19 protein-coding genes are annotated in these 24,753 nt (G+C 42.7%); 4 read left to right on the forward strand and 15 right to left on the reverse strand.

The features are described from left to right. Positions 1 to 20 precede the first annotated feature (20 nt). The 11 genes from ACHSBP_RS04170 to ACHSBP_RS04220 are packed head-to-tail and all read right to left on the reverse strand — an operon-like array spanning position 21 to position 11,886. Entirely contained in the window at positions 21 to 317 is a 297-nt protein-coding gene (locus tag ACHSBP_RS04170; RefSeq protein WP_138630097.1) for a hypothetical protein, read from the reverse strand. Next, complete coding sequence (locus ACHSBP_RS04175; RefSeq protein WP_395388205.1) at positions 310 to 1,008, reverse strand: hypothetical protein; 699 nt, start codon at positions 1,006 to 1,008, stop codon at positions 310 to 312. The genes ACHSBP_RS04170 and ACHSBP_RS04175 overlap by 8 nt, the downstream gene beginning before the upstream one ends. Continuing rightward, the gene (locus ACHSBP_RS04180; RefSeq protein WP_395388206.1) at positions 995 to 3,793 is read right to left on the reverse strand and encodes a tol-pal system YbgF family protein; all 2,799 of its coding nucleotides are present in this window, start codon (positions 3,791 to 3,793) and stop codon (positions 995 to 997) included. Before ACHSBP_RS04180 ends, ACHSBP_RS04175 begins: the two co-directional genes overlap by 14 nt. Next, positions 3,790 to 5,589, reverse strand: a complete 1,800-nt coding sequence (locus ACHSBP_RS04185; RefSeq protein WP_395388207.1) for a hypothetical protein — start codon at positions 5,587 to 5,589, stop codon at positions 3,790 to 3,792. Before ACHSBP_RS04185 ends, ACHSBP_RS04180 begins: the two co-directional genes overlap by 4 nt. Positions 5,590 to 5,592: 3 nt before the next feature. Beyond that, the gene (locus tag ACHSBP_RS04190) at positions 5,593 to 6,111 is read right to left on the reverse strand and encodes a hypothetical protein (protein WP_010559586.1); all 519 of its coding nucleotides are present in this window, start codon (positions 6,109 to 6,111) and stop codon (positions 5,593 to 5,595) included. A 12-nt stretch (positions 6,112 to 6,123) separates the two neighbouring features. Then, positions 6,124 to 7,263: a DUF3570 domain-containing protein gene (locus ACHSBP_RS04195; protein ID WP_010559585.1), complete on the reverse strand. Its 1,140-nt coding sequence runs from the start codon at positions 7,261 to 7,263 to the stop codon at positions 6,124 to 6,126. Continuing rightward, positions 7,250 to 7,477, reverse strand: a complete 228-nt coding sequence (locus ACHSBP_RS04200) for a DUF4266 domain-containing protein (RefSeq protein ID WP_010559584.1) — start codon at positions 7,475 to 7,477, stop codon at positions 7,250 to 7,252. The genes ACHSBP_RS04195 and ACHSBP_RS04200 overlap by 14 nt, the downstream gene beginning before the upstream one ends. Beyond that, positions 7,470 to 7,964, reverse strand: coding sequence for a TlpA disulfide reductase family protein (locus tag ACHSBP_RS04205; protein WP_010559583.1), 495 nt, complete (start codon positions 7,962 to 7,964; stop codon positions 7,470 to 7,472). The genes ACHSBP_RS04200 and ACHSBP_RS04205 overlap by 8 nt, the downstream gene beginning before the upstream one ends. Positions 7,965 to 7,976: 12 nt before the next feature. Beyond that, positions 7,977 to 8,624, reverse strand: a complete 648-nt coding sequence (locus tag ACHSBP_RS04210; protein ID WP_010559582.1) for an outer membrane beta-barrel domain-containing protein — start codon at positions 8,622 to 8,624, stop codon at positions 7,977 to 7,979. Next, on the reverse strand, positions 8,594 to 9,325 hold the full coding sequence (locus tag ACHSBP_RS04215; protein ID WP_010559581.1) for an SH3 domain-containing protein: 732 nt from the start codon (positions 9,323 to 9,325) through the stop codon (positions 8,594 to 8,596). The genes ACHSBP_RS04210 and ACHSBP_RS04215 overlap by 31 nt, the downstream gene beginning before the upstream one ends. Further along, a complete protein-coding gene (locus tag ACHSBP_RS04220) occupies positions 9,325 to 11,886 on the reverse strand; it encodes a hypothetical protein (RefSeq protein WP_395388208.1) in 2,562 nt (853 codons plus the stop codon). Before ACHSBP_RS04220 ends, ACHSBP_RS04215 begins: the two co-directional genes overlap by 1 nt. Positions 11,887 to 12,080: 194 nt before the next feature. Between ACHSBP_RS04220 and ACHSBP_RS04225 the strand changes: the two genes are divergently transcribed. From ACHSBP_RS04225 to ACHSBP_RS04235, 3 genes are read left to right on the forward strand one after another with little or no spacing between them, the layout of a single operon-like run. Continuing rightward, positions 12,081 to 13,280 carry a hypothetical protein gene (locus tag ACHSBP_RS04225; RefSeq protein WP_395388209.1) on the forward strand — a complete coding sequence of 400 codons (1,200 nt, stop codon included), beginning with the start codon at positions 12,081 to 12,083 and terminating at the stop codon, positions 13,278 to 13,280. A 1-nt stretch (position 13,281) separates the two neighbouring features. Next, positions 13,282 to 15,708, forward strand: coding sequence for a LamG domain-containing protein (locus ACHSBP_RS04230; protein ID WP_395388210.1), 2,427 nt, complete (start codon positions 13,282 to 13,284; stop codon positions 15,706 to 15,708). Positions 15,709 to 15,718: 10 nt separating this feature from the next. After that, positions 15,719 to 17,299 (forward strand): hypothetical protein, encoded by a 1,581-nt coding sequence (locus ACHSBP_RS04235; protein WP_395388211.1) that lies wholly within the window; start codon positions 15,719 to 15,721, stop codon positions 17,297 to 17,299. A 26-nt stretch (positions 17,300 to 17,325) separates the two neighbouring features. Here ACHSBP_RS04235 and ACHSBP_RS04240 read toward each other — a convergent pair whose 3' ends face one another. Further along, a complete protein-coding gene (locus tag ACHSBP_RS04240; RefSeq protein WP_395388212.1) occupies positions 17,326 to 18,285 on the reverse strand; it encodes an FAD:protein FMN transferase in 960 nt (319 codons plus the stop codon). Positions 18,286 to 18,434: 149 nt separating this feature from the next. Between ACHSBP_RS04240 and ACHSBP_RS04245 the strand changes: the two genes are divergently transcribed. Beyond that, positions 18,435 to 19,286, forward strand: a complete 852-nt coding sequence (locus tag ACHSBP_RS04245; RefSeq protein WP_395388213.1) for an HDOD domain-containing protein — start codon at positions 18,435 to 18,437, stop codon at positions 19,284 to 19,286. A gap of 5 nt (positions 19,287 to 19,291) precedes the next feature. Here the strand turns inward: ACHSBP_RS04245 and iscX are convergent, their stop codons facing one another. From iscX to ACHSBP_RS04260, 3 genes are all read right to left on the reverse strand, one after another. Next, entirely contained in the window at positions 19,292 to 19,492 is a 201-nt protein-coding gene (gene iscX / locus ACHSBP_RS04250) for a Fe-S cluster assembly protein IscX (protein WP_010559574.1), read from the reverse strand. Between the two features lie 60 nt (positions 19,493 to 19,552). Then, entirely contained in the window at positions 19,553 to 21,712 is a 2,160-nt protein-coding gene (locus ACHSBP_RS04255; protein ID WP_010559573.1) for a S46 family peptidase, read from the reverse strand. Between the two features lie 179 nt (positions 21,713 to 21,891). Further along, positions 21,892 to 24,738, reverse strand: a complete 2,847-nt coding sequence (locus ACHSBP_RS04260; protein ID WP_010559572.1) for a valine--tRNA ligase — start codon at positions 24,736 to 24,738, stop codon at positions 21,892 to 21,894. Positions 24,739 to 24,753 lie beyond the last annotated feature (15 nt).

Below are 24,753 nucleotides of genomic sequence, written 5' to 3' on the forward strand. Positions count from 1 at the left end.
ACTCCAAATGTAACCGTTAATTATTGGTTATTGTTTTTATTTTGTGATGTATGAAACGCAATCTGACGCTGTAACTTTGCAGGGTCGATTGCGGTAATTTTATGACGCGGCCTAATCGTTAATTTCGGCTTGGGTAGTGTCACTCGTGACAAGTCTTGCCACGGTAAAATTGACATAAACTTCGGCTCTTCTTGTGAGCCCGATATAGTTGTTTGTAATTCAATTTTTTTGCTTTGAGTGGATTGCTCTTTTGGTGTTTCCTTTGCCACCGAATGCACAGTAAAAAGGAGCAATAAAACACTTAAGTATCTAGCCATTTTCGTTTGCTCCGCGTTGTTTAAGTTGGTGCTCTAAATCCACAAGCCATGTCGCAACTTGGCGATAGCTTTGAGACTCCTCAGGAACAAGCATTAAGTAAGTGTTATACACCGCTACTGCTTGTTCTTTTTGATCTAAGTAAAGGTCTAGCAAAATGCCTTTATTGATATAACTTGCTGCAAATCCCGGCCAACTTGCGATTGCCGAATCATAAAGCGCAAGCGCCTCGCTAAATTCGCCCTTTTCGCGCTTCAATAACGCCAGTTCATTTGCCGCGTAGTAGTTGTATTTGTTAGCGTTTACCGCCGCTTCTAAATATTCTAAATACAAGGTGCTTTGCTCTGCTTGTTTTGCCAAGTACGCTAATTGCAAATACGCGCCAGACAGATTTGGGTATTGCAAGGTAAGGTTCGTGAAATGCTGCTTCGCTAGCGCTAATTTACCCTCTTTTTTGTAGGTAAGCGCTTTTTCGAACGCGGCTTTTGCATCATCCGATGCGCTTGTTTGCAGGTAATAGTTAGGCGCTTGCAGTAACTTTTCTTTCTCGCTTAAGGGTACCTGCACTTCGTTTGTTTCGGCAGTTTGTTCTGCTTGTTTGATAGTTTCTGGGGCTGTTTGACACGCAGCTAACGAAAACAGCAAGACCAACAAGCCATAGCGCTTAATAGAAAAAAGCTTAATAAATTGCATGATTCTCTCCGGGCTCAACTTCCTTTTTAGCAAAGCGCGCGGGCATTAGCTTTGCTAACGCGGTGAGCGTTTTTTTGATCCATTCGTCATAAAGACCTGAATACAGTAATTGATTATTGCGTGCGTACAATTCTATTGCCTGATCTTCAAAGGGTATCGCTTGCTCTTCAAGTAACAACTCGTACTGTTCTAACGCAAGATCTTTAAGCTGCTTTGGCCTTTCTGACGACATAATATCTTGCGCCATCAGGTGGTAGATTTGTGCAATCTTAAAATTCGCTTGCGTGGAGTACTGGCCAAGTGCGTAATCCGCCAACTGTTGATAACGCTCAAGCGCCACAGTCATATGTTTACGCTTGCGCGCTAAACTTGTTTTTAGCGGTACGGTTAATTTACTTTTTTGGTAAACATAAAACGCATCGTTAGCAAAGACCTCGGTTGCTTTAGCGGCCTCGGTTTTAGCCCAAGTGAGTTCACTCTCGGGGGCAACTTTATAAGCGGCGATAATTTTGTTTAACCAAAAGCGACGTTCACTGGCTTTATTTTGTTTTTGATAAATATTTGCCAGTTCCACTTTTGCCTGCAGGTTTTGTGCGAATGGTGTTGGGTAACTGTGAGCGTATGTACGAAACTGCAGACGCGCATTTTCAATATCGCCCATATTGCGATAATGCTCAGCACTTTGATAGAGCGAAATACGACGCGTATTTTCATCACTGTGGCTAGTTGCAAGATAAGCGTACTGCGCAGCCAGCTTATCGCCTTGTTGTGTATTTTTATAAATCGCTATTTTTTGCGTTTGCAGCGACTCAATATTTTTTGACGTTGGATAACGTATAATAAAATCGTCGACCCACTTGCTCGCTTGGCTAAATAACTGCAACGATATGAGGTATTGCGTTAAATTGTATTGTACTTGCTCACGGTACAATGTGGATGGCAACAAGGTTAACAGCGCAATGTATTTATCTGCTGCGAGCTGCACATTGGTCGCCGCCACAGCTTCAGCCTGCTTAATCATACTTTGCGCTAGATTTTCGCGCACTAAAGATGCTTGCTCTGATGACTTTGCTAACAACTGCTTGTAAGCACTCTCGGCGCTTGCATAATCTTGTAAATTGTAATGGCTGTGTGCCGCTAGCAGCTGCGCTTGATACATTTCAGAATCAGATAAACTAAACTGTTCAACGTGCGCAAACTTTGTTAGCAAAACATCATACATTTGACGTTCAAATAATAAATTAAACGCTTGTAATACAACAGTACTTGCCGATTTGTGCGTGCTGAACAAAGTTGCAAACTTAAGCCAGTTATCAACGACTTCAACTACAAATTCGTGTTGTCTTGCGTCACCGCGTTGTGATCTTTGTTTATTAGCAAGCTGTGTTTTGTAAATTGATACAACTGCAAACCCTGCATCACTTTGGTATTTGTTCGGCTCGGCTGAATAGGCAATTGTTTGGTACTCAGATAACGCTTTTTGCCATTGCTGACTTTGATACAAACTCTCAGCTAACAAGTAATGGCTGTCGATATCGCCTTGTTGCTTTAGTTGTAAGGTGTCGAGATAACGCTGATAACCTATAGCGGCTGCGCTAAACGCAGTAATCGCGTTTTCATTTTGCTTAGCAAGTTGTTGCCCTTGATAATAACTGCGATCTGCGTATTTCTTTTCAAGAGTCTTTAAGGCAAGATAATGTGCATCTGTTGGTTCCGTCGCTAAGTAGGTGCTGCCAACACCAAATTCGCGAATAAATTGCTGCTCATAATCCGTTAGTAATAATTTAAAGTTCGCTTTTTTAAACACCGACATTTGCGCCAAGGCAAAATCTACTTTGTGGTTTGGCTCTGGCGATGTGGTAATAAAGCTCTGATAGGTTTTGGCCGCATCAAGATAGCGTTTTTGCTCGATATAGTAATTTGCCAGCGAGTCAAAATTCATAAAGCTAAACGCTTGCCAACCATACTGCTGATAATGAGAAACCGGATCTTGTTCAAAATCACTATATGAGAAAATCACACTCATAATACGCAATGTATCCGCTACTAAATAACGGTCGCTATTATTAAGCTGTTCGATATTTATTACCGTCTTACCATCTTGCTCAAGGGCAAGACTAAGTACTTGCGTAAAGCTATTAAGCGATGCTTGATAGTTAAACAATTTAAAATCTGACCATGCCAGCATATAGCGCGATGTACTGACAAGTGGCGAGTCGGGATAACTTTCAACCAGCGTTAGATAACGATTTTTCGCTTGCTCATACTGCTTTTGGTTAAACATGTATTCGCCTTGGCGGAAAATCAGCTCTTCATTATGGGCAAAGTCAGGATAGTCGCGAATTAGTTCGCTCGTCACATCAAATGCCGCTTGCTGATCCCCTTTTAAGAAATACGCTTTGGCTAATTGATAAAGTACCTCATCTCGCCCATCTAGTGCTTCAGAGTTTGCCAACAACGCCAAATACTGATTAACCGTATTATCAAAGTAACCAGAATCTTGTGTTACACCTTGTTCTTGCGCGAGTTGCTGTTGTTCTAAGCTTAACTGGGCTAAGCGACTATTCGCTTGTTGTCGTGCACTTGCTTTAGGTGCAAGCGCGACAATTTCTTGATATGCAGCAGCAAGTTGCTCAGGTGTAGGTGCAGCTTCTGTAACCGTGGTTTGTGGTAACTCTGTCGCTAAGTCGAGTTCTCCCAAAGTGTTACGTTTAGCCGGTTCTGGCTGCGTTAAAAAGCACGCAGTCAAACTCAATGACAATACACTCACAGTTAAGCGCTTCATAATGCGTCACCTTTGCTACTATCTACCTGCATTGCCAGTGCTTCAAGCGCGATACTACGCATCACTTTTAACTTAAATTGGTCATCGGCTAAAAACTGTGATGATGCCTTTAAGTCGTCCAACAGTAGCTGTTGAATTTCAGCGACTTGCTTATTAATCAGGGTATTTACACTTTGTTGGTTTAATGCCAATTGTTGCTGCGTTTTTGCCAACCGTTCATTAAGGGCATTAAAATCCCGTTGCGATTCAATTAACGCTTGGCTGTTATTATATTGCGACTGTGCTTTATCTAGCATAAATTGCGCTTGTGCAAGTTGCTGCTTATGCGCTTGGTAGCGCTCGTCAAATTGATAATCTTGCTGCCATACTAAAATACCTTTTAAGCGTTCTAAACGCGCTTGTTGCGATGCGATATTGCGAGACGATTTGAGTGAGTCAATTTTATGTTGGGCTGATAAAATACGCTTTTGCGCTTGCAGTTCTGTTTTATTTAATAAGCCACTGCGAGTATTTTTAGCCTTATTTAATGATGCTTGTAACACTTGCAACTGCTGCTGTTGCTGGCGCAAATCAGATAAGTAGTTTGGTAAATTAGTAGCTTGGATAATGCGATTTTGACGGGCTGCCTTTTCTTGCAATAACGCAGCATAATTAGTGAGCTGACGCTGTTGCACATTAAATTGCGAAGCTAATTCTGTTAACTCAAAAAGTGCATGGCGTTTTGCATCAAAATCATCGCTTAACAATCCAACATGAAGTATATCCATGTAACCTTTAAGCGCAGTGTCATTTTGTAATGTATCACGCAGCCATGCCGTATTATTGACCTGTTTATTCACCGCATCTAAGCGCGTATTAAAGGCGACAAATTGCTGCTCTGCGGCATCTATTGCATCAACAGCGAGTGCAAAACGTTCAGTACTAACAAACACATGTGCTTTAGCGGTTAATGCCTGGTGCTTCGCAAACACATCTCCGCTTGTTGATTCAATAATAACATTCAGAGCCGCCAAGGCTTTGGCGTATTGCTGCTGCATTAATAAGCTCGCAGCTAATCCGTATAACGCTTCGTTAAACCAAAGCGACTGCTGTGATACTTGCGAAAATGCCTGTTCGGCATGCGTTGCTTGGTCATTTTCTAAAGCGGCATAACCTAAAGCGAGAAAGCTTCTATCAAGTAATGCATGCTGTTCTTGGTCTAATTCTGGCAATGTTAATAATGCCAGCGCCGCATCTTGATTGCTTGGTGAACCAACTAGTATGTTATGGGCAAGGTAGTGATGTAATTGCCTTTCAACGGGCAGCTGCGATAACGCAGTATTTGCCTGTGCAGGATTACTAAGAGCTAAGCCAAGTCGCCCTTGTAAATAGTAAAAGGTGTTATGCCACGCTATGTCTTTTGTCGGAGGCGTAATTTCTGATAGCGTTTGCTGTGCAAGCTTCGCGTCGTTATTTGCAAAATAAACCCGCGCTAATTGCAATTTAGCGTAATTCAATAAGTCTTGGTCTTGCTCACTCAGTAATGCGTTAAAGTCACGTGCTGCCGTCATATGCAAACCATATGAAAATGCAGCGCCGGCTTTTACAACTTGAGCATCAACACCTGGGTGGTCAATGCCTCCTTTCGCATCTGCAATAGCAAATTCGGTGAGTGCTTGCTGGTAGTTTTGCTGGTAAAGCTGATACAAAGCAACACCATACTTCTCGTCACTTACAGCAGCTTGTTGCGTGGAGTTGGGTTCAGCATTCGCTTTGACCGCTAGCGCGAGCAATGTGGTAACAACCAAGGTTCTCATGACTTACTCAATTTCTCGAATAGTGAAATCTGCTTGTTCTTTCGCGCTGTTTGCGCTGATCACCAGCTCAATTGCTTTTGCCTCATCATCTTTATTAAAGGTTAATGTAGCTGCACGTTTAATATCACGACCTTGCGGCCCTTTACCAATAACATAAGCAGTAAGTTGGTGCTCACCTTGCTTTACATTACCTTGGTACAAACGATGTACCCCACCTTTAGCAAGCGCGTTAACTTGCTTTTCGGTATATAGATAATGAGTCGCTAGCTCGTCATCAACCATGAGTTTAATTGAGTCAATGGTGAACAGTTCACTAGCATCCATCGCGACATAGAATGCAATTTGCGTCGCCGGTGGATAAAGTAAATCTTCTTCTAAAATAAATAGGTCTCGATTGAGCGCAATTGCTTGCTGTTTTAAGTTTTCAATTTGCTCGCTAAGTGGCTTATTATCAACGCTGTACACATTAAGGCTAAGCACAGTACACAACATAATTAAGGTGTTTTTTAGCATGGTTTTCATTGTTACTTTTCCCTAGTACCAAAGCGACACATAAGCTCTTAGCACATTTGCTGAGAAACTATAAAAATCTTCTTGCCCCGGATTATCCGTTTGTAGCACGTTTCTAAAATCGTCATAGTCAAAACGAATATGATCCCACGCAAAGTTTACGCTGGCACTTTTTATCAAGCTGGAACGATCAAAAGTATGTAAATAACGTGCTTTGAGCCCAATGGTTAAATCATTAAAAGAACTCATTTCTTTATCACGTGCCATAAAATTAAACTGATCTTTTCTATCAAACATATCTCGATAAAAGTCGGCTTTGCTTTGCGTGTAATGGCGCACATGAAAATCAATTAACCAATTATCATATAACGCCTGACTGTAACCGAGCTTATAGTTACTGGCAGCTATGCCCCAAGTATCACTAAAATAACGAACTTCACCGTATAGTGCGGCGTTGATTGGCAAAAAATAGCGGGTTCTGAGCGCTGCAGCATTGCTGGTGCGCGTTTCAGGGTAAATCTCGGTAGCGTAGCTGTAGCCAAGTGCAGCGGTGTCATCACGATAGCGGTAAGAGCGGTACGGGTTATTTAAATAGCCCTGTTCGGTAATCGCCTCAATATTGAAATCAAAGGTCCAGTTTTTGCTCGCCACTTGCGACCAAGACAATGCATAGTTGGCGCGCTTCACTTCTTCACTAAAAAGCGCATTGCCGTTTTGCATCACAATATCGTCGCCTTGGGCATAGCTCAAACTAAGCACCGATAAATCACCAAAAAAGCTCTGACTAACAGCCAGTTTGTAGCTTTTTGCGTCGTAATCATTTTCTTGCGATTGGCTGTAACCAAGTGAGAACAACGTTTTTTCATTTAGAAAATCGACGCCTACAGACTGCTCGTCACGTTCTTCTTTATAAGGGCTGGCCGTTGCCAATACGTCAATTGATGCCGAACTTACCGAGTCCACATAATAATTAGCCGAAACCGATACCGCTTTGGAAACTTTTTTACGAATTAAAATCGACGGACCGTCAATGCTCATGCCGCCACCATCATAACTGTGGTACATCGCATCAACACGATCTTCCGGTAATACCGCCGCGCAAATACTTAAACTCACGAACATAAAGCTCGCAACAAGGTATTTAAATAGATTAGTTACAGCCACAGCCACCACCTGATGTGCCTTCTGCACCCTTTGCGCCTTCCCGTGCTTGATAAACATGGTGAATGTAACCCGATTCAACTGCATCAAGCTGCCACTGCATAACAGGTTGTGCAAGGTTTTCACGCTCATACGGTTTTACCCACGGCTCAAAGCCATCTGTTGCAGCACAGCCGGTTAGCAATAAAGTAAAACAAATCGCAATTAATTTATTCACGGATCAATGCCTTAACCATTTTCTTATAGAGTTTTTCATCGCCAGCCTGATAGCCATAATGGACATAGCGTAAGTTGCTATTGCGGTCAATCACAACCGTTGTTGGCATGGCTTCTACATCGTAAAGCTTACTAACGGTATTTTGCTCATCAAGCAAAATTGGAAAAGACACGTTAAGCTCATTAATAAACTCTTTTGCCTTTTGGTTTTGCTGTTCCACATTAACGCCAAGCACGGTAAAGCCTAAATCGCTGTATTTAGCGTGTAACTCGTCAAGTAATGGCATTTCTTTACGGCACGGTCCGCACCAGCTCGCCCAAAAGTTAATCAGTACAACCTGACCACTTAGCTCTTTTAAGCGCACGTTATCACCGCTTAACGCCTTTAATGTAAAGTCGGGCGCACTTTTATTGAGCTCTGCCGATGTTGCATTGCCCACAAACATGCTGGTTAGAAATAATGTGATGATGATTATTATTTTTTTCATTAAACAAATACCTTAGAAATAAACGCTTAAGCCAAGCGTAAATGCGAGGTTATGCACAGTTTCAGGATCACCTAAAATGTCACTTTCAAATACGTAGTCGGTCATATCGATTTGCACCGTGACAAAATCGTTCAGCAACATGCGGTAACCCGCACCAACAGATACCGTAAAACGGTCGTCACCACCAAATTCGGTGGTGCCTGCGCCTAACGTAAAATAGTAAGCACTATTAAGCGTGAGGTTCTGTGACACAAAGGTTTCGCCCTTAAGGTTATAACCGATACCTAAATCCAGTAACTGATAATCGCGCTCTTCATCTGTCAATAATTTTGCGCCACCGCTAAGCTTTTCGTAGCTTGTTTCTCCGGCGGTTGCTGTGCCGTATTTAAAATAGCTAAAAAAGTCTTCATTGATGTGATACGCCAACTTTGCACCCGCCAGCGAAGTCGATGAAAAGTCAGCAATTGAGATAACGCCACCATAAACACCAAATTCAAAATCATCGCTATCTATCTGCGCTTCTTCTATATCGGTACGTGCTATTTGCGGGTCAACAACTGGGCTTACTTGTTGCTCATTATTTGCGTTACTTGGCGCTGAAAAAGTCAATGCTAAGGTTGCTAACGCAGTTAGAAAAATACCGTGATACCTAATTTCCACAACTCTAAATCCTCTGTAACATCACGCTCGGTAAGTGCGCTAAAACGTTTGTATTCTGCTTTAAAGACAAAACGACTGGTAATATATGTGTTTAAGCCCACAGTGGCGCTTAATAAGTCTGACTGTCTGGTTTCATCGCCACCACCAATAATCGGTGTTTTTGGCGTTGTCCAAACCTGACCTGCACCGATACCTAAATAAGGTGAAAAGCGCCAATGGGGAAATGGGTGATGGAAAACCGATAAATCAACTAGCTGATTTTTTGCCACTGAACCAAGTGCATAGCTGTACTCTAATTGACTCGATAAATGACGCGTAAAACGCCAACTCGCATTAACTGACTGGCTATTTACACCTTCCAACTGGCCAAGACCAATACCAAAGCTAAATGTCTGGTTTTCAAATGCATCAAGCGTTGCGTCTGTCACTAAAAAAGGTTTACCGTCTAATGTTAAGGTTTCAACCAATTCTTGTTGTTTTGCCCAGCCTTGTTGCCCATTTTCTAGGGAAATTAAATACCAAGATGTATGGCGCTTAATAACCGTAATGGTTTCGTTTTTTTCTGCGACATAAATAATCGGGTAACCGCGCCCTGCGCCGCTGTGAATATTTAAAAACGGTTCTTTTACTGCTAGTTTTAGTGATTGCGCAGCCGTTTCAAAACTAAACAGTAATGCCAATAGTAAGAGCCACTTCGTCATTACTCTTCCTCACTGTAAAATGGGCTGTTGGCGTATTGCGCACCGATATCGAGCCACTGCCAAAGCAGCGACTTTTCCGCCTCTGATAAATAGTTTGCATGGCTGCCTGCTGTGGCGAACAACGTATTAAAGCGCGTATTTGCAGCGGCGCCAGCCACACTCAATGCAGGGCGAATAGTGACTGTAACCTGCTCAATAATCGGGTTACCGTCTTCATCTAAAATTAAATTACCGTCTTCATCGACTAAATAAACTGGATTACCATTTTCATCGAGCCTGTCGACTAATTTATCAATCAAAATACCGTCAACCAATTCTTGTTCGTTGTCGTTAAAAAACAGTTCACGGTAGGCTATCGCGTGCTGGTTATTCTCATTTGAAGGCGACAAGCTTAAATCTAACTGTGCTGCAGGGATTTGCGCATCGCCATTTTCATCGCTTGTAATATGGCAATTTAAACAGCGGAAATTTGCCACTTCATCGCCATTTGCATCGAGTTGAGGTCGTGATAATGCAAATAGTGGCGCAATATGCTCGGGAAAATGAATCGATAAGCGGCATAGGTTTGTCCAATTTTGTGCACACGCATCAGTAAGTGGTGATGCCGTTTCAAGGCTTACCAAGCTACCTGTTAAGTCAGCCTCTGCGGCAATACCTTCACGCCAAACATCTGGGAAAATTGGCTCTGGGCTCAGCGTAGGTAAGCCAACAACACGGGCAAAACTTTGCGCCATAGTTTCACCAATTTGTGCGTCAATATCACCAAAACTCCCTACCCAACTGGTAGAAGCAGCGCCTAAATTAACACTGTTTTGCTGCGCAACCTTACCATGTGGCAATTCATTGGTACTTTGATGGCACCCATTACAAGTGCGCGTTTCGCCGGCTTTAAGTTGCAGCCAACTCTCGTGACGACCACTAATACGCTGACCATCACGATTTAATAATTCAAGGGAAAATGGCACATCGGCTGGCACTTTGACATAGACAGAACCATCTGGGGCAACTGGCGCGTAACCCAAAATATCACGCATTGATTGACCACTACTTCGACCAAACAACGCGGTAGAAAAGTTATATTCATTTCTATCTGGAATAGACACTGGCTTTATTACACGTACCGCATAAACGCGTTCAGCATTGACGCTTGGATCTGAAATGGTTGTAATATTTGGGTTTGCAGTATCTTCGCCGGAAAAATCGTACACACTGCGAATATGAATACTGCCCATTTGTTCGTTTTGCAAACTTAAATCTGACGGGTATTCAGTCTCAAGTGGGGCGTTTTTCGATTCAAGTACCACTACCTCTTCGATTAATTTATTTTGTTCAGCTAATACTACGGGTTTTTGTGTTTTAGTGGTTTCATCGTAAATCCACAAGCCAAATAAATCAGGGGCGGCTTGCGTGTTTTCATCGTTTAACAAGGCCTCAGTGCAGGGAATTACATTATCACTATTATTTGGGTCGATAACCTGACACTGACTCCACACCACAAGACTGCGTTGAGATTCATCAAAAATAGGTGTAAACCAGTGATACTTACCGGTAAGTGCCAGTTCACCTTCTAGCGGACTTAATGCGAATAATGACGAGCTAAATGCGGACTGCTGAGTTTCATTACCATCATGAAAACGTCCATTATCCATAAATTGTTCGCTATCGAGATAGTAGAAATCTGTGCTTGGTAATTCACTGTCACCATCTCGCAAACCAATCACCAGTTTGCCATTAGGTGCTTGCTGTAGACTTGCTATTGCCAAGTCATTTGGGTAATCAGAATGGGCGCCAAAAACGAGCTCCAACTGCTTACCATCTGAGTCTATTTGATAAATATGTAAGCCACGATTGCGGCCTCGATGTTCGTACCTTACAAACGCAATTTTACCATTTTGTAATACCTGAGGATAAAGGTCGTGACCTTGGCTATATGATATTTGTTTAATATCACTACCATCTTGCTCCATGACATGCAGTGTAAGTGCTTTTTCACGAAAGTTGTCGCTTAGTGCCTGATATTGCGGTTTGCCTTCATCAAGCAGGCGGGCTTTGTTGCCTTGCTGTCGGTTAGAGCTAAATAAAATACGACCATCTGGCAGGAAAACGGGGAATACGTCATCGCCTTCTTCTGCAATCAATTCATCGCTAATTAGTTTTGTCGCCTTGTCGCTTACTACGTCATAAAGCCAAATATTCCACTTCGGCTGCATATCATCAGAGGCATCTTCAAGCTCTGGCGCACGTAAACTAAACACTAATTTATTGCCATCTGCTGATGCCGACACGTGCTTAATATCAATAGGCTGTTCGAACAATGTGCTAGAAATATTTACTAACGGCGCATCGACACCCGCGAGTTTTTTTAAATAAAGCGCAGCTCCGGGGTTAAAAAGTGTTGGATCTTCAATTGAAAAGCTGACTGATTCACTAGTGTCTCGAATAACAAATGCAAGGGGAACTTCTTCGGCGATTGGATCTTGTACTTGTGGCTGCTGCTCAACAACGTCACTGCCGCACCCTGTTAGTAATAACAGTACAAATAATTTTAGCAGCTTACTCACTACCCTTTCCCTATTAAAACAAAACCCTAAAGCGCCACCAAACAAATTAATTATTTAGTATTATTTTAGAATGAAAAATTAGCAATATAATATTATTGCACGCAAAGATATTTTTACAATAACTTTTCTTTACTGTTTACGCATTAACAATGTTAACATGCGTACCTCTATCAAGGTCAACTAGCAAAATGGATATGCAATTATCACACAATACATCTTCTCCCCATTTATTTAGTAAAACGCTAGTGCTGATCTTAGCGATGAGCGCAAGCTCGGCATTTGCGGGTGTTGAAGAACAAGCCAATCGCATACATACCCGTTTAACAGGCGTATCACCGAGCGCTACTGTACTTGAAAATATGGTCAGTTTACTTGAAGCAGGTAAAGGCGATGATGCCGCTAAGCTTGCTATGGAAAATGACGCTTTTTACCGCGTGACTTTAAAAGATTGGGTGACACCCTGGACCAATCGCGACTTTGATGTACACCAGCCGCTCAACGACTACACCGCCACCATTATGGGCGTGGTAAGGGATGACTTAGACTTTCGCTCTATTTTATTTGAGGACATTATTTATACGGCCGCCGCAAGTGCTAATGTGCCGAATTATTCAATCAGTAATAATGATCATTACGCTGCACTTGAGCAAAGCGCCCTTAATTTAAAAGACACGCTGACGCGCCAAACACAATCAAGCGTGACTAATTTACCCATTGAAGCGACGAGCGGAGTAATTACTTCGCGTGCTGCCAGTAAAGCATTTTTTATTGCTGGCACAAACCGAGCAATGTTTCGCTATACCTTTATCAATCATATGTGTACCGACCTAGACGCACTTAAAGATACCAGCATTGCAACTAACCGTATTCGCCAAGATGTCAGCCGCAGTCCTGGTGGCGATAGCCGGATTTTTATGAACTCGTGTAGCGGTTGCCATTCAGGTATGGATCCAATGGCGCAAGCCTATGCTTATTATAATTTCGAGTACGATCGCGATAACGATCTTACTGGCGAGAATGGTCAATTGAGTTACCAAGCCAATACCGTGCAAGGTAAATACCATATCAATAGCGAAACATTTAAGTTTGGCTTTATTACTGAATCCGATAAATGGGACAACTATTGGCGACAAGGGTTAAACCGCCGTTTGGGTTGGGATGAACAACTTTCAGGAAGCGGTAATGGCGCAAAAAGCTTAGGTAAAGAAATCGCCTACAGTGAGCAATTTGCCAGTTGCCAAGTAAGTAAAGTGTTTGAAAAAGTGTGTTTACGCAAAGTACAAAATCAACAAGATGCAACCACACTTGCAACAATTACCGATACCTTTAAAAGCTCAGGCTACAAACTAAAAACCGTGTTTGCTGCAACTGCCAACTATTGCAAAGGAGATTAACATGCGCATTTTTTTATCGCTTTTGCTAATGGCATTACTGAGTGGCTGTGGCTCAGATTCTGAAGTAAAAGAACAACCAAAACCTCCTATTGATGATTCGGGAGAGTTTGTTTACTCAGGCCCTGCCGCAGAAACCGCAGACATACAAAAATTTAAAATAGCTGTTTGGGATAACCTTGTTGGTAATGATAAATGTGGTGCGTGCCATAATGAACAAGGTCAATCCCCGCAATTTGCAAGACGCGACGATATAAACCTTGCCTATGGTGCAATTAATGGGTTGATCAATTTAACCTCACCAAAAGACTCATTGTTAGTAACAAAAGTGGCGGGCGGTCATAACTGTTGGCAACAAAGCGATAGCGTATGCGCCGATATCCTTACGACTTGGATAAGCGAATGGGCGCAAACAGATAATACTGCGACCACCATCGACTTTGACGACCCAATTCTTAAAGTCCCCGGTAGCAGTAAAAGCTTTCCTGCATCAAGTGCATTATTTTCCACGTATGTTCACCCGATTTTGCAGCAAAACTGTGCAAACTGTCATAGTAGCAGTGCGGCATTTCCTGTAGCGCCCTACTTTGCTGAACCCAATGCAGACGCTGCTTATCAAGTTGCACAAGCAAAAATTGATTTAAACCAACCTGAATTATCACGTTTTGTACTGCGTTTAGGCAGCGAATTTCATAACTGCTGGTCCGATTGCGAAAGCGATGCAGCCCTTATGCAAAACGCTATTACGCAAATGGCCGATGCAATTCCAACGAATCAAGTTGATGATGCATTAGTGCTCAGCAAAGCATTAAAACTCACCGAAGGCATTGTTGCTAACAATGGTAACCGTTTTGAGCAACACATTATTGCCAAGTGGGAATTTAAATCAGGCCAAGGGTTTACTGCCTACGACACCAGTGGCGTTGAGCCAGCTGCTAACTTAACCTTTAATGGCGATGTCTCTTGGGTTGGTGGTTGGGGCATTAAACTCAATGGAGGCCGCGCGCAAGCATCAACTAGCGCGAGCGCGAAACTACACAAAATGCTTACAGCCACAGGTGAATTTAGCCTTGAAGCATGGCTTGTACCTGACAACGTGACACAAGAAGGCCCTGCACGGATTATTAGTTATTCAGGGGGTGACGATCGTCGTAACTTTACGCTCGGCCAAACACTTTATAACTACGACTTTTTATTACGTGATAACACCACCAGCAGTAATGGCGAGCCAATGTTATCAACGCCTAATAATGATGAAGTACTGCAAGCTACCTTACAGCATGTGGTACTGACCTTTGATCCGGTCAATGGCAAACGCATTTACGTTAATGGCAACTTGATATCGCAACAAGAAGATAATCAAGGCGTACTGTCTAATTGGGATGCAAGCTTTGCCCTTGTCGTTGGCAGTGAGACCAGCAGTAATTTTAAATGGCGTGGTCAAGTGCGTATGATGGCCCTTCACAATCGCGCGATTACACCTGAACAAATTGCTCAAAACTACGATGTGGGTGTCGGTGAGAAGTTCTTTTTATTATTCTCTGTAAGCGAGCTCATAGACTTACCGCGCAGTTACATTATTGCAGAAGTGAGTCAATTCGATAGTTATAGCTACTTGTTTAAAGAACCATTTTTCTTGTCACTTGATAGCAATGTATCACCACAAGCCATTGCACTTGAAGGCATACGCATTGGTATTAATGGCAAAGAAAGCCCATTAGGACAAAGCTTTGCAAACCTTAAAACAACCCTAGGCAGTAATTATTCAAGCCAAATTGGGCAGCCGCTTTCACGCTTGGGTAGTTTAATTCCCTTAGAACAAGGCCCCAATAACGATGAGTTCTTTTTGTCGTTTGATGTACTGGGTGAGCACCAATTTGTCAGAGTGCCAGGTGAATTACCGCCTTTCCCCATTGAATTTCCAGCTGAGCTCAGCAGCGATATCGGCATAAAAGCATTTTCTGAAATTAACTTTTCAATGGCCCAAATGACGGGGGTAAGTACAAAACTTACTGAAATAGCGCAAACCTATGAACAGTTAAAACAACAGTTACCTACCGTAAATACCCTTGATGGTTTTGTTGCAGCTAACCAAATGGCGATTTCACAATTAGCAATTAAGTACTGTAGCGCGTTTATCGACGATCCTGCTCTGCGTTCAAACGCATTTGCAGATTTCGACTTTAATACAACACCCGATATGGCATTTACGCCTGAGCGCACTTTGCAATTTAGCTCTGGATTATCGCATTATTTGCTTGGCCAAGAACTCGCATCAGCACCGCAATACGACAGCATGCAACAAGAATTAAACGCACTTATTCAGCGCTTAAATCGCTGCCCTCAAGACTGTGATGCTGCGCGTACTTTAATTATCGCTAAAGCCAGCTGCTCGGCAATCGTTGGCAGCGCAGCAACAATAATTAAGTAATGGAAATGTTATGAAAAAACAAAATCATATTCTCAACCCAGATACACCATTACTGCACCAAGATCACAGTAAACCAATCAGCCGTCGCGATTTTATCGCACAGGGGTTTGCCGCAGGATTAGGCACGTTTTTTAGTGGTTCACTGTTTAGTTTATTCTCAAGCCCGCTGCAAGCACAAAGTACACTTTCCAGTGATTTAGAAGCGCTAAAGCAAAGTTGTGGTATTGCCACCTCTGGCGCTGGAAAAATTCCCTTTATTTGCTTTGATTTGGCCGGAGGCGCAAACATCGCTGGCTCAAATGTACTGGTTGGTGGACCCAACGGGCAAATGGATTTTTTATCGACCGAAGGCTACAGCAAACTCGGTTTACCGGGCGATATGATCCCACCAATCGCCAATGCACAAACTGGGTTAAGCGATTTTGTTAATAGTGAACTGGGATTGGCATTTCACTCAGACAGTCAATTTTTACAAGGCATACTTGAAAAAGTATCCGTGACTAATCGCGCCAATATTAATGGAGCGGTGATCCCAGCACGCTCTGAAAATGATACCGGCACTAACCCGCATAACCCTATGTTTGGCATAAACCGTGTTGGCGCCGATGGCTCACTGCTGAGTTTAGTCGGTTCTCGTAACTCCGACTCCGGAGCGAACTCTATGTCGCCCGATAGTTTGTTTGATGCGGCCAAACGTCCTACCAAAATAGACAGGCCCAGTGATGTTACAGGCCTTGTCGATACCGGTGATTTAGTTGGTTTACTTGATCAAAGTGATGCCGTTGCGGTGATGGAGTCCATTCAACGCATTAGTGATATGAAGCTAAACAGCGTCAGTACTCAAATAAGCCGTGATGATGTTCTGAAAGACTTGGTACGCTGCGGTTACGTTAAAACCGCAGATATTACTGACCGTTTTGGTAACCCAGACAACTTGAATCCGATGACAGATGCATTGATCACCGGTGACAATGCTATTTTTACTGCCGAAGAACTTAACCAAGATGGCGAGTTTAGAAAAACAGCCTCGATTATGAAGTTAGTGCTTAACGGTTACGCCGGCGCAGGTACTATCACTATGGGTGGTTTTGATTACCACACTGGCGATAGAGCGACTGGTGAAATTCGCGATTTACGTGCAGGGCGTTGTATGGGCGCATGCTTAGAATATGCCGCAAGACTTGGCGTGCCACTAATGATGTATGTTTACAGTGATGGCTCTGTTGCCAGTAACGGTATGATAGACGATTCGGAATTTGGCCGCGGTAAAGGTGTTTGGACAGGCGACAACTCATCAACCTCAGCGTCGTTCTTCTTGGTCTATAATCCTCAAGGTACGCCACAGTTGTTAGGTGCAACACCAGAGCAACAAGCTAAGCGCCAACAAATTGGTTATATGCGTCGCGATGCGTCAGTAGAAACCGCATCGGGACCTGCAGCCAACAATGTTAACTTACTAGTTGAAACCGTTATTCTCAATTACATGGCACTACATGGTGAGCAAGGCAATTTTGTTAATTTATTCCCGATGCATGGCTTAGGTAACGCCAGATTAATGGACAGTTTAATTGCGTTTGAGCCGATTGCGTAATTACCAACGCACTCGGCGACGCCTCTTTAATGGGCTAACAAACCATTTGAAAAGTGCAGCTTGCGGTCTTTATCAATAATCAACGCCTCAAAGTTTGGCATTGAATTTATTAATGCCAAACCATCCTTTACACCTAGCACAAAAACGCTGGTCGACAGCGCGTCTGTCATCACACCTCGTTGACCAATAATCGATACACTTCGAACTTTAGCAGCTGAATGGCCAGTTTTTGGATCAATAATATGATGATGACGTACGCCATCTTGAATAAAGTAACGTTCGTAATCGCCCGAGGTAGAAATTGCTTCATTCTCCATCGGTAATTGAATGGCGTGTTTGCCTTTTTTACGCGGATCTTGAATGGCGAGTAACCACGGCCTGTCTCCGTGTTTGCCAAGTGCTTTGGTATCTCCACCCGCACTTACCAACGCCGAATCGATGCCCTGACTCTGTAAAATTGTAATGGCATTATCAACAGCGTAGCCTTTTGCAATGCCGCCTAAATCAATTTTCATGCCCTGCTGCCTAAAATGCACTGTTTGATTTTTGTCGTTTAGCTCAACTTGACGATAATCGATTAAGGCTTGGTTGGTGTCTCGCACTTGATTACTAGGTGAAATACGCTCGCGATAATTATATAAAAAGCCGACACTGGCAAAGGTAATATCGAATGCACCCTTGGTTTGTGCTGAAATTAGTTGGGCTTGTTTGATTAATAGATATAACTCATTACTGATTTTAACTGGTTGGATTGCCGCATTTTTATTCACACGGTAAAGCTCACTGCTATTTATGTAGGGGCTCATTAGCTGATTAATTCGTTCCATTTCATCAAAAACGGCCTTAATGGCGGCTTCACCATGGCTTTTATCATGATGCCAAAGTGTTATTTTGACTGATGTGCCCATAATTGCTTTTTCATCGGATAGCCATTCACCGTAACAAAAAATTGGGAAAATCAGTAATATGAGCAGTAACTTTCGCAAAACCAAGCCTAAAATTTATAATTGAACAAATTAGCGTTCTATTATGCTCAAATATTTGATAATGATAAACGTAATTCCTTTGATTTAGCTCTAACATGAGAAATAAAGACCAAGTATAATGGCGCCACTCGTTGATTAAGGTGCTTATAATGATCGAAATTGATAGTAAGGTTCTTACTGATCTAGAATCTGGCTTTACGATTCCCCCAAAACCTGAATTACTGCAATTACTGCAAACTGAATTAAATAGTGATTCGCCAGAACTTAACAATATTGCCAATATTGTGGCTGGTGATGTAGCCATTGCCGCTATGGTATTAAAGGTTATTAACTCCCCTTATTACGGCCTTGCCAGAACAATAACCAACATTAAACAAGCGGTTATGTTTCTAGGTTTAGAAGGCATAACTAATTTAGTAACAGGCTTTTTACTTGAAAAAGCGTTTGATCAAGACAAATGCTGCATTCGACTAGAACGTTTTTGGGATACCGCAAGCGAAATCGCAGCTATCTCAACCTTGATTGGTAAAAAACTTAAAGCAATAGTGCCAACTGAAAATTTGCATATGGTGGGGTTATTTCACGATGCCGGCATTCCTGCGATGGCGATGAACTACGCTAATTATGTTGATGTACTGGAAGAGTCTAACCGCAATTACCATCTATCTCTTGTTGCACGTGAAGAAGCAGCGTACCGCACAAATCATGCGGTAATCGGTTACTTTTTGGCTACCAGTTGGAACCTTCCAAAAAATATTTGCCAACTTATATTACGTCATCATGACGATGCGTATTTAGACACACCTACTTTTAGCCAAGACCAACTCACCTACGCAACGCTGAAAATGGCTGAAGACATAGTACACGTAAATCGTCGCTTTGTGCATTCACCTGATTGGCCTGATATGCAAGAGAAAGTGTTAACCGTGCTCGACCTTGATGAAGAAGATTACCAAGATATAAAAGAAGATGCGGAAGAGCTTTTTCATAGCTTAGCCTAAGTTATTTATTCATATTCCTCAATCCAAGCCATTTGAATTGCTTCTAATATTCGCTCTCCACAATGGCTTGGGTCGTCATCGAAATCTTCTAACGCAAGCACCCAATCACGTAAGTCGGTAAACCTAATTTCACGTGGGTCAACGCTGGGGTGTTCATCAAGTAGCGCCAGCGCAATGTGCTGGGAGTCAATCCATTTTAATTGCATTGTGTTTGCCTCATAAAAAAGGAGGCATACGCCTCCTTTTTAATTTAGTAGAAAGATTGTTTAACGCACAATCTTCATTTCATCTAGTAAATTCTGCGCGTTATCAACCTTATCCATAACCCAAAGCATATAACGTGAATCTACATGGATTGAACGATTTAAGTTTGCATCGTAATCCCAGTCACCAATGATACTTTCGTAAACACCGTCAAACAGTAAACCAACAAGTTCTGCGTTACCGTTAAGCGTTGGTGAGCCTGAGTTACCACCAGTTGTATCAACATTTGACAAGAAGTTTACTGGTACTGTGTTCATACCACCTGTGTAATCACCGTAATGCTTTTGCTTGATTAAGTCGTTTTGCTTTTTCGGTGAGTTAAATGGTTCAACATCGGTATTTTTCGCAAGCAGACCTTCAAGTGAAGTAAACGGTGTTGCAACTAATCCGTCTTGCGGTGAGTAACCACCCACTGTACCGTAAGTTACACGTAATGTGCTGTTTGCATCTGCGTATACAGGCTTATCAAGTGATTTGTTGTACGCAATAATCGCTTCCATTAATGCTGGGCGAGCCGCCTGCATTTTACCTACAAGCTCTTTATCTTGATCTTCAATTGACTTCATTACACTGAAAATCGCTTTTGCGTATTTCACAAATGGGTCGTTACTTTGATCAAGCTGCGCAAGGTCTAAGTCCAGCATCCATAAACGGGCTTTTTCATCAGCTAGTTTAGAATTTGCATACATGTCATCTAACATGGCTGAATGCTTAGCTTTATTAAAGCCATTTTCTAGTGCCAAAGCGCTATCTACCTCAGTGATACGCTCATTTGCTGGTAATGCAGCATATAGCTCTAAGAAGTGAAGTAGAATTGCTTTATCAACTGGCTCGGCATAACGACGGCTCATGCTCTTAAGACGCGCTTCGATACGCGGTAAGTCACGCTCTTGATAACCACTTTCGCGCTCTGCGTCTGGCTTTTGCTTTTCCACAGCTAAACGATACAACATACGTGCTGTTGAAATCATTTGTGAGCGGTGAACATAGCCTAACATACGGTCGCGTTGGTTGTGCTTTTGCGACTCTGCAACAAGCGCTTCTAAATCAGCTAATACGTTACCGTATTTTGCTTTGCGCTCGCTATCGCTGTTGATCCACGCTTGTAAATCTTGTTCAAATTGTTGCTTACGCGTATACATAGAACCTTTTTTGAAGCTCTCAATCATTGAGCCATAGTTCTTGATGTAGTTATTGTAGCCAGCAATCGTGCTTTCGTATGCGATACGCTCTTGCGAACCTTCAGGTGCATTTTCTTCGATTAGCTCAACGTATTTAGAGTTATGCTTGCGCGCAAGTGGGTATGCCGTGTTAAAAACATAATCCACTTCAGGTGATACGCGGTAACGGTTAGTACGGCCTGGGTAGCCAGTCACCATCACAAAGTCACCTTCTTGCACGCCTTTAGCGCTCACGCTTAAAAATGAGTTAGATTCAAACGGTACGTTATCTTTTGAAAACTCGGCAGGTTTGCCATCTTTACCAACATACGCACGGTAGAATGCAAAATCACCTGTGTGACGCGGCCACATCCAGTTATCGATATCACCGCCGTATTTACCCACACCCATTGCTGGCGTGTAAGCTAAACGCACGTCTTTAATTTCAAGCGATTTAATTAGGTAATACTCTAATCCACCGTGGAACGTATAAACATTACAACGGTAGCCTTTGTCTTCTTCACATTCAGCAACAAGTGCTTTACGGTTTGCATCAATGGCTTCGTAGCGCGCTTTGCCAGTAAGTGTTTCAGTGCCTTTTTTCACGTTAGCCGTTACATCCGTCACTTCTTCAGTAACATACACACGTGAACCTGGCGCTGCAGGTAAATCTTCCGATGGTTTTTTTGCTAAAAAGCCATTTTCTAAAATGTTGTTATCAGTAGTTGAATTGTACTGAATAGAACCATAAGCACAGTGGTGGTTAGTAACTACCAAACCTTTTGGCGATACAAATGATGCTGTACAACCGCCTAAGCTGATTACGGCATTCATTGGGAATTCGGTAAGCTTTGAGATTGACTTAGCGTCAATTGCTAAACCTTTTGATTTAAGAATATCTTCTAATTCAGGTAATTGATGTGGTTGCCACATACCTTCGTCGGCAAATGCTGAGCCTGCAAAACTAAATGCAAGTGCAGCTGCGATCGCTTTAATGCGCATTTGTGCGTTTCCTTTTTATCAGTATTTTTTGTAATAATGTTACATTATCACTATGTCTTAAAGTCACTTCGCGAGTCAATATTTTGCGATGCAATCTTCACGAATTTTGTAACGGTAAGTAAATGATTACGTACAAATAAAAAAGCCGCGATAGACGCGGCTTTTATTAAGTTTAAAGATTAAAGGCTTTCGATTTTAGCCTTTTGCTCTAGTAACTTGGCTTTCGCTTCACTGTATTCAGCAAGCTTTTCTTTCTCTTTAGCAAGTACTGCTTCCGGGGCATTATTAACAAACTTTTCGTTTGCTAACTTTCGCTCTACTTGCTCTAGGCCTTTTTGTGCTTTTTCAAGCTGCTTGCTAATACGTGCAAGTTCAGCTTCAACATCGATAAGACCCGCCATTGGAATAAGCACTTCTAAGCCACCGACTAACGCGGTAGCAGACGCTGGCGCTTCGTCAGTCTCAGCTAATACAGTTGTAGATTCTAATTTAGCTAGTGATGCTAAGAACTTTGCGTTTTCTTCAAGGCGACGCTTATCTTCATCACTTGCGTTTTTAAGCAGTACGTCTAGAGGCTTATTAGGGCTAATGTCCATTTCACCACGGATGTTACGAATCGCAACGATAAACTGCTTAACCCACTCAAGATCCGCCATCGCTGATTCATCTACCTGCGATTCATCAAACTGAGGGAATGCCTGTAGCATAATGGTATCGGCGTTAATGTTTGCAAGAGGTGCAACACGTTGCCAGATTGTTTCAGTGATATATGGCGTTAATGGGTGCATTAAGCGCAGTAAGCCTTCAAGCACCGTTACTAGCGTGTTACGTGTGCCGCGTTGTTCTGCTTCATTACCTTTAAACAATACCGGCTTCGTTAGCTCAAGATACCAGTCACAGAATTGGTTCCAAGTGAACTCGTAAATGGTGCTTGCTGCTAAGTCAAAACGGTAGTTATCTAAATGATCAGTGAATGTTTTAACCGTGTTTTGGAATTGACCTAAGATCCAACGATCTGCAAGTGACTGCGTCATCTCGCCGCCATTAAAACCACAGTCTTTTTCTTCTGTGTGCATTAATACGTAGCGGCTCGCATTCCAAAGCTTGTTACAGAAGTTACGGTAACCTTCTAGACGGTTCATATCCCAGTTGATATCACGCCCTGTTGATGCCATTGCAGCAAGAGTAAAGCGCAGTGCATCAGTACCGTGTGCCTCAATGCCTTTTTCAAACGTTTTACGGGTGTTTTTCTCAATTTTTGCCGCCAGTTGTGGCTGCATCATGTTACCGGTACGCTTTTCTACTAAACTTTCAAGGTCGATGCCATCAATCATATCGATTGGGTCAAGTACGTTACCTTTTGACTTAGACATCTTATCGCCGTTTTCATCGCGGATAAGGCCGGTTACGTAAACCGTTTTAAATGGCACTTGTGGTTTGCCATCTTCATCTTTGATGAAGTGCATGGTCATCATGATCATACGTGCAACCCAGAAGAAGATAATATCAAAACCCGTTACCAGCACATCTGATGGGTGGAATACTTTTAAGTCTTCAGTTTGTGCAGGCCAACCTTGCGTAGAGAAGGTCCAAAGAGCCGATGAGAACCAAGTATCAAGTACGTCTTCATCTTGTGTAAGTGCAACATCCGCAGCGATGTTATTCTCGCTACGTACTTCTTCTTCGCTGCGACCAACATATACGTTACCCTCAGCATCGTACCATGCTGGAATACGGTGTCCCCACCAAAGCTGACGCGAAATACACCAATCTTGAATGTCGTTCATCCACGCGTTGTACATGTTTTCGTATTGCGCTGGTACAAACTTAATGTCGCCGTTAGCAACTGCTTGTTTTGCAGGCTCTGCCAGTGGTGCAACACGCACATACCATTGGTCTGTAAGAAGTGGCTCAATAACCACACCTGAACGGTCACCGTATGGTACTGTTAAGCTGTGATCTTCAATTTTCTCTAGTAAACCAAGCTCTTCAAACTCAGCCACAATCGCTTTACGCGCATCAAAGCGGTCAAGACCGTGGAAACGCTCTGGAATTGGTGCGTCGATTTCTTGCGGCTTGCCATCAAATGTATAACCTTCACCCGCAGTTAATACCGCAGCGTCTTTGTTAAACACATTGATCATCGGTAGTTGCTGACGCTTACCTACTTCGTTATCGTTAAAGTCGTGCGCAGGAGTAATTTTTACACAGCCTGTGCCTTTTTCCATATCGGCGTGTTCATCGGCAACAATTGGAATGCGACGATTTACAATTGGTAGAATTACTTCTTTACCAATCAAGTCTTGATAGCGCTCGTCATTTGGGTTTACTGCAACACCCGTGTCACCTAACATGGTTTCAGGACGCGTTGTCGCAACTACGATGTAGTCTTTACCATCTTGCGTTGTTAGGCCATCAGCCAGTGGATAACGCAGGTTCCACATATGACCTTGCTTGTCTTTGTTTTCAACTTCTAAATCTGAAATTGCCGTGTGTAACTTTGGATCCCAGTTTACAAGACGCTTACCACGGTAAATTAAATCTTCTTTGTGAAGACGAACAAATACTTCTTTAACCGCTTCTGAAAGACCTTCGTCCATCGTAAAGCGTTCGCGATCCCAATCTACAGACGCGCCTAGTCGACGTAACTGCTTGGTAATAGTACCGCCAGATTCATTTTTCCACTGCCAAATACGGTCGATGAAGTTATCACGGCCAAGCTCGTGACGTGTTTTACCTTCTTCAGCTGCAAGCTTACGCTCTACAACCATTTGCGTTGCGATACCTGCGTGGTCAGTACCAACCTGCCAAAGGGTGTTATTGCCCTGCATACGCTTAAAACGTGTCAGCGTATCCATGATGGTATCTTGGAAGGCGTGGCCCATGTGCAAGCTACCTGTGACATTTGGCGGTGGGATCATAATTGAATACGCGTCACCTTTACCTGACGGTTTAAAGTAGCCTTTCTCTTCCCAGCCTTGATATAACGACTGTTCAATATCTTGTGGATTATAGGTTTTATCCATTGCACAGAACCTTAA

This window comes from Pseudoalteromonas sp. XMcav1-K, from assembly GCF_044005875.1.
Taxonomy (GTDB): Bacteria; Pseudomonadota; Gammaproteobacteria; order Enterobacterales; family Alteromonadaceae; genus Pseudoalteromonas; species Pseudoalteromonas spongiae.